This window comes from Bradyrhizobium sp. P5_C11_2, from assembly GCF_054049755.1.
On sequence record NZ_JBFULT010000484.1, the window covers coordinates 1 to 5,842 of the forward strand.

7 protein-coding genes are annotated in these 5,842 nt (G+C 62.2%); 4 read left to right on the forward strand and 3 right to left on the reverse strand.

The features are described 5' to 3' along the window. The first annotated feature begins 32 nt into the window (after window positions 1–32). Window positions 33–737, forward strand: a complete 705-nt coding sequence (locus ACXJL8_RS31665; RefSeq protein ID WP_456620226.1) for an ABC transporter ATP-binding protein — start codon at window positions 33–35, stop codon at window positions 735–737. A 127-nt stretch (window positions 738–864) separates the two neighbouring features. Here the strand turns inward: ACXJL8_RS31665 and ACXJL8_RS31670 are convergent, their stop codons facing one another. Further along, window positions 865–1,944 carry an alcohol dehydrogenase catalytic domain-containing protein gene (locus ACXJL8_RS31670; protein WP_456620110.1) on the reverse strand — a complete coding sequence of 360 codons (1,080 nt, stop codon included), beginning with the start codon at window positions 1,942–1,944 and terminating at the stop codon, window positions 865–867. Between the two features lie 107 nt (window positions 1,945–2,051). On the opposite strand from ACXJL8_RS31670, the gene ACXJL8_RS31675 reads away from it, so the two are divergent. Beyond that, window positions 2,052–2,825: a helix-turn-helix transcriptional regulator gene (locus tag ACXJL8_RS31675; RefSeq protein ID WP_456686205.1), complete on the forward strand. Its 774-nt coding sequence runs from the start codon at window positions 2,052–2,054 to the stop codon at window positions 2,823–2,825. A 68-nt stretch (window positions 2,826–2,893) separates the two neighbouring features. Here the strand turns inward: ACXJL8_RS31675 and ACXJL8_RS31680 are convergent, their stop codons facing one another. After that, the gene (locus ACXJL8_RS31680) at window positions 2,894–3,352 is read right to left on the reverse strand and encodes a hypothetical protein (protein ID WP_456620108.1); all 459 of its coding nucleotides are present in this window, start codon (window positions 3,350–3,352) and stop codon (window positions 2,894–2,896) included. 270 nt (window positions 3,353–3,622) lie between these two features. On the opposite strand from ACXJL8_RS31680, the gene ACXJL8_RS31685 reads away from it, so the two are divergent. Continuing rightward, the gene (locus ACXJL8_RS31685) at window positions 3,623–4,069 is read left to right on the forward strand and encodes a hypothetical protein (RefSeq protein ID WP_456620107.1); all 447 of its coding nucleotides are present in this window, start codon (window positions 3,623–3,625) and stop codon (window positions 4,067–4,069) included. A gap of 127 nt (window positions 4,070–4,196) precedes the next feature. On the opposite strand, the gene ACXJL8_RS31690 is transcribed toward ACXJL8_RS31685, so the two are convergent. Beyond that, window positions 4,197–4,496 carry a hypothetical protein gene (locus tag ACXJL8_RS31690; RefSeq protein WP_456620106.1) on the reverse strand — a complete coding sequence of 100 codons (300 nt, stop codon included), beginning with the start codon at window positions 4,494–4,496 and terminating at the stop codon, window positions 4,197–4,199. A 496-nt stretch (window positions 4,497–4,992) separates the two neighbouring features. Between ACXJL8_RS31690 and ACXJL8_RS31695 the strand changes: the two genes are divergently transcribed. Next, complete coding sequence (locus ACXJL8_RS31695) at window positions 4,993–5,742, forward strand: hypothetical protein (protein ID WP_456686206.1); 750 nt, start codon at window positions 4,993–4,995, stop codon at window positions 5,740–5,742. Window positions 5,743–5,842: the final 100 nt, after the last annotated feature.

Consider the following 5,842-nt stretch of genomic DNA (forward strand, 5'->3'; position numbering starts at 1 on the left):
CGTCGAAGCGCTGCGGTATGAGTGAGGGGCTGATGGAGCAGCAGCAGGGGGCGGAAGATGTACCGGTCATTTATCTCCACGAGATAAGGCGGCAGTACCTGCAGGGCGAGGCGGCGCTGACGATCCTCGACAACGCCAAGCTCGCGCTGTGGGCGGGCCAATCGGTCGCGCTGGTCGCGCCGTCGGGCTCCGGCAAATCGACGCTGCTGCACATCGCAGGCCTGCTCGAGGCGCCCGATTCCGGCGAGGTCTACGTCAATGGCGCGCCGACATCGCAACTGCCCGACATCGAACGCACCCAGCTGCGCCGCACCGATATCGGCTTCGTCTACCAGTCGCACCGGCTGTTGCCGGAGTTCTCGGCGCTCGAGAACGTCATGATGCCGCAGATGATCCGAGGCCTGAAGAAGTCCGAGAGCGTCAAGCGCGCCAAGGAGATCCTGGGCTATCTCGGGCTCGGCGACCGCATCACGCATCGTCCCGCCGAGCTGTCGGGCGGCGAGCAGCAGCGCGTCGCGATCGCGCGCGCGGTCGCCAATGCGCCGCGGGTGCTGTTCGCAGACGAGCCGACCGGCAATCTCGATCCGCACACCGCCGACCACGTCTTCCAGGCCCTGATGCAGCTCGTCAAGGCGACCCGGGTCTCGATGCTGATCGCGACCCACAACATGGAACTCGCAGGCCGCATGGACCGGCGCGTCTCGCTGTCGAACGGCCAGGTGGTCGAGCTCGACTAAAAAAATGCGAAAACAACCCCATGCACAGTAGCCGGCCCCTGCCGGCTACGATCGGGGTGACGCGTTCCAGCTATTTGATATATCCAGCAAATCCGCTGCGGCGGCGCATCGCCGCAGCGGAGCGGTGTTACGGCCGGATCACCGTCAATTTGAACGGCCCGCCATTGGCCGCCGCGTGCGCCACCGCCTCGTTGGCGTGGTCGAGGTCGAAGGCCGTCGTCTCGTATTCGTCGAGCCGCAACAGTCCGGATCGTACCAGCGCGATCAGGCGGCTCGCCGCATCCGGCGGATACATCCAGACGCCGTGGATGGAGATGCAGTTGCGCATGATCCAGGGGTAGGGCAGGTCGAGGCCGGCGCCGCCGGCCATGCCGACGCCGCCCATCAGCACGACGCGGCCGTAGGCGCGCACGGTCATGATGGCCGCACGCACGACGGTCGTGCTCACCGACGGCGGCATGATGTCGAACACGCAGTCGATCGGCCCGGATGCCGCGCGCATCATGCTCTCGCGGTCGTCATTCTCATTGCCGGAGAGCTTCACCGGCTTTACCCGTTCGCCGAAGCGGCGGACGAGGTCGGCGAGGATCTTGTCGTTGCGGCCGGGTGCCACCACGCAGGCGGCGCCCATCGCGAGCGCGACCGACACGGCCGCGCTGCCGAAATTGCCGGTGGCCCCGCTCACCAGCACGGTTTCGCCCGGTTGGAGGTTGGCGGCGAGGAAGCCGCCATAGGGCACCAGCAGCGTCCCCAGCGCGCACCATTGCGTGGCTTCCTCGGACGTGATCGCTCCGAGGGGTTTGACGTTCTCGGTCGGCACCCGCATCTGCTCGGCAAACGAGCCATGGCGAAAATGCTTTTGCAGCAGCATGCCGCCGGGACCGGCGGCCGTTAATCCTTGCAGGGCGATGTCGGGCGCAACCGCATCGTCGCGCGACCGCACCGTCGGGTCGCAGAACACCCAGTCGCCGATCGCGAGCTTGGTCGCATCCGGACCGATCGCGCGCACCCGGCCGATGCCGCCCGGGCCGGGGATGATCGGCAGATCCAGCGCATAGTTGCGCTCGCCGCTGAAAACTTCGTTCATGTAGGACAGCACCCGGGTCGCGACGACGTCGACGATCACCTCGCCGGTGCCAAGCACGGGGGCAGGGACGGTCTCGATCGCAAGCGTCGATCCGAAGGATTTGAGTACGGCGGCTTTCATGGCGGTCACCTCATATTGCGGTGAATGGCATATGCATCCACTTTGAAGGCGCATGAAGGCCTGGTATTATCCTAGTATTCCGTGGACCCTCCATCAGGGCATTCATCATGGCCGACCCCCGTCGCGTCGAATTCGGCGACTTCCTCAGGTCCCGCCGCGAAAAGCTGTCGCCGAAAACCGTCGGGCTGCCCGCGGGCCGGCGGCGGCGCACCGCGGGCCTGCGGCGCGAAGAGGTCGCGCAGCTCGCCGGCATCGGCGTCGACTGGTACATCCGGCTCGAGCAGGGCCGCACCGTCAGCCCGTCGGTCACCACCGTCGATGCGCTGGCCCGCGCGCTGCGGCTGAGCAAGACCGAGCATGCGCATCTCAAGGCACTGGCCCGTGACGGCGACAAGCGCGCGTTCACGCGCGAGATCGTGCCGCCGCCGATCCGGCGGATGATCGAGAGCCTCGATCATCCGGCCTACATCGTCGGGCGCCGCTGGGACGTGCTGGCCTGGAACGCCGCGGCCGAGCAGGTGTTTGCATTCGGCCGGTTGGCCGAGGAGGATCGCAACACGCTGCTCCTGATGATGACCAACAAGYAGACACGAAAAGCTTACGGCGCGGGCTGGGCGGATGTCGCCAAGGGCATGGTAGCGATGTTCCGCGCCACCCACGACGTCTGGGCGGGTGATCCCGCTTTCGCGGAATTGCTGACGCGGCTGCGGCAGGGCAGCCCGGAATTCGTCAAATGGTGGGAGGCGCACGAAATCCGCAGCACCGCCTCGGGCCGCAAGACCATGTCCCATCCCACCCTGGGCGTGCTGCATTTCGAGCACACGAGCTTTCAGGCCAACGACGATCCGGCGCTGAAGCTCGTGATCTACACGCCGGTGTGAGCTGGTCTCGCCCTTCTGACGCGTACCTTATAGGTGATTGCGCGTGTGTCGTATCTACGATGCTCTTGTTAATTGAGTTGGTGCTGATAGAGTTTGAGGAGCCCGCATCGCAAGGACGTCGCCATGAGGTTTTCGTCGAACCTGGTTCTCGCTTGCTCAAGCATTGCGCTGTCGACGTGCGGCCTTAGCGGCACCGCGTTTTCGGCAACCGCACCATCCTCTGGCGGCGCCGCCGTACTTCCGAGCATCACAGTCGAAGCGCCGAGCCAAACACCCAGGCACAGGCATCCGACGCAGCGCGCGACTGTCCGCGTGACAGCGCCGCACCGGACATCACCGACCAGTGAACCCTCACTGACAACAACATTGGCGGCACCGACGTCGGTCATGGCGAAGCTTGCGAGCCTCGAACGGATCTCGGGCAGTTGTGTCGACGGCTGCCAAACGAGCTTCAGGACCGGCAATGCGCCTTGGCGCGGATGCTCGTCTTCCGGCTGGCCCGCGTTGTCGTCAACGTGCAGGAACATCTACCATTTCAAGACCTACGCCGAGTGTACGGGGACCGGAATGTTGCTAGGGTGGCAAAGCCGCGAACTCACTTGGTACTGCACCAGCTTGGCCTTGAAGTAACCGCCCGCTTCCTGGGCGGGCGATCCCGCTTTCGCGGAATTGTTGACGCTGCTGCGGCAGCGCAGTCCGGAATTCGCAGATCCGGCGTTGAAGCTCGTGATCTATACGCCGGTGAAGGAGAGACTGACAAATCGCGGCACGAGAGAGAGGGTCGCGGAGGAGCCGGAATGACGGATCGGCTAAAGCTTGGGGCTCTTCATCGGATTGGTCGCGGTGAACCTCAGAAGCGAGAGCGGCACTCGTTTGATTTCGTAGTCAACGGAGTATCCCTCTTCGAAGCCACTCAAGCTTTCAAATACGACATGTCCGGCTCTCTCTCTGACCCGCAATTCGAACGCGAAGTAGCTCGGCAAATCAATGGAAGTGTGCTTGCTGCGTTGACTTCGGACGTCCCTTTCGGCGGCCACCGTGTAGCTCTGTTCGTCTGCCCGGAGTGCGGCGACTTCGCTTGCGGCGCCATCACCGCTCGTGTTTCTCGAACCGAGCTTGGCGTGCAGTGGTCTGATTTTGCGTACGAAAATGGATATGATGCAGCTTCCAAGCTCGCGCTTGGGCCATTTGAGTTCGCGTGGGCCGCTTACCTAGGCGAAATCGAACGTTCGAAAGCTGATTAAGCGGCAGATGGATACGGCGCTGCAGCGTCCTCGATAGGGGGCTTAAAACCGTGATCGGATTGGGAAGGCCGCCGGCACATGTCCTGCGGCCCCCGCGCTTGATGTGGTTTGCGGGGCGGCGCCCCGACTAGAGATCGATGCTCACGGCGATATTACGGCCCTGTAGTTCGGCAATCTTCATTCCGTCAGCCTGCACTTGCGCAAACTCCGGGTCCTTTGCCACCGCCTCCTGCACTTTGCCGTAAACCTCCCAGCTGGAGTAGCGCGTCGTAACCAGCAATTCTCCTGCCCAGTGACCAGTGTGGAAGCGGGAGAGCCGAAGAAATTCGGCACCATGTTTTTCAAAGATTTTCTTCGCCCGCCGGATAGTCTGGATCAATTCCTCGGGTTTGTCGGTTTTGAAGCGAGTAAATTGAACGATCGGCATGGGGCTACCTCCATATTTGTGTAAAATGTCCAAGAAGCATGCATCGAGCACCGCTTGAGAAGCGATCCTCCAGTTCAATCTCGATGACGGTTCGTCTTCAGTGGCTTGATCTATCGCAAGCGGAAGCAACTCTGCCCTTTCTCGGTGGATGCGCTCGCATCGTCACTGGCAGGCAATGTCTCGCGCGGAATTGCGGCGAAGCGCGATATGGCCGGTCGCTGCGCCCGCTGGCGGGCGTAGTTGCAAATTGAACCGACGGACTCGTGGTGCTATGCTTCAGCTACATCATTCCCATTTTGGTTTGATGCGGCGGGCGATCGGGCTTACGGACTGCCGCCCGTTCATTTGAATTTGGAATACTTGAGCCAATAGCGCCCCGCCTCCGGCTCCGCTTTTTGAGGCCGGTTGGACAATGTTTTTCATTGGCCTCCGTTCTTCCCATTGACTCGGAGGCGGGTTCTTTCGGCCGAAGTTTTGCAACAAGTTGATCTTAGAAATGTCAATTCTGTCGAGCCAAGCGGCTCGCGCCGCACTCAATCACCATCCGAACATGGGGCGGGTCAGCCGTTGCCTGATAGTTGCATTCCTCTGTGCCGCTTCCTTGTTTCAGTTCACGCTTGAGGCGTGGGGACAATGCTCGGCTCGCGACGTCCTGCAGAATCAACTGAAGCTCGGCAAAGTTCGCGCCGTTGATTTGCCGCGGAAATTCATCAGGTCCGCCCGCGATGCTCCGACATGGAAGACGATTGCGATCGGCACCTATGCCAACTCAATTGCGCTGCGCAACAGATTGGATGCCGTGGGTTGCAGCATCGGCGGGCTGGCCGCGGAAGTTCTCGCCCGACCGGCCTTCACCGTCAGTTCCAAGAAGACGGACGTGGAGCTTGTGRCAGTATCCGCGGTCGAGCTTGGCTTCAACACCGATAGCGTGCCTCTGGCCGTCATTTACGCGCGGGCTCGGCAACTCGGCTTTGAACTTGCGGCAGCGGAGGTCGGTCCGCAATTGCGCCTTCAATATCTTGATCAGCCCATGGGTGAATTTCTCATCGTGGGAATGGCGCCAATCAAGACGTGGAGCGGAGAGCCAGTGGTGCTCAACGTGGCCAATGGCGGAGCCGGATTGATCCTGATCGGCCAGGACGGCAGGGATGACGCGGAAATACCGGCGATCTCTCGTTTCCTTTTCGTGCGGTCGCCGGAACGCGTCGACGGACTCGATACGGCAGCCGCTTTCCTGCCACCATGAAGAGAACCACCACATTCGAAACAGACCTGCGCCGATCGTCTTCAAGCACGCGCCGGTTCACCGAACGTTGACTTCCGTCATGCCACCGGATCCTTGGGAC

Bases quoted from the DNA above. Each gene is read 5' to 3' on its own strand.
- ACXJL8_RS31665 (WP_456620226.1), top strand. From the start codon at position 33: ATGGAGCAGCAGCAGGGGGCGGAAGATGTACCGGTCATTTATCTCCAC.
- ACXJL8_RS31680 (WP_456620108.1), bottom strand. From the start codon at position 3,352: ATGTTCCTGCACGTTGACGACAACGCGGGCCAGCCGGAAGACGAGCAT.
- ACXJL8_RS31670 (WP_456620110.1), bottom strand. From the start codon at position 1,944: ATGAAAGCCGCCGTACTCAAATCCTTCGGATCGACGCTTGCGATCGAG.
- ACXJL8_RS31690 (WP_456620106.1), bottom strand. From the start codon at position 4,496: ATGCCGATCGTTCAATTTACTCGCTTCAAAACCGACAAACCCGAGGAA.
- ACXJL8_RS31685 (WP_456620107.1), top strand. From the start codon at position 3,623: ATGACGGATCGGCTAAAGCTTGGGGCTCTTCATCGGATTGGTCGCGGT.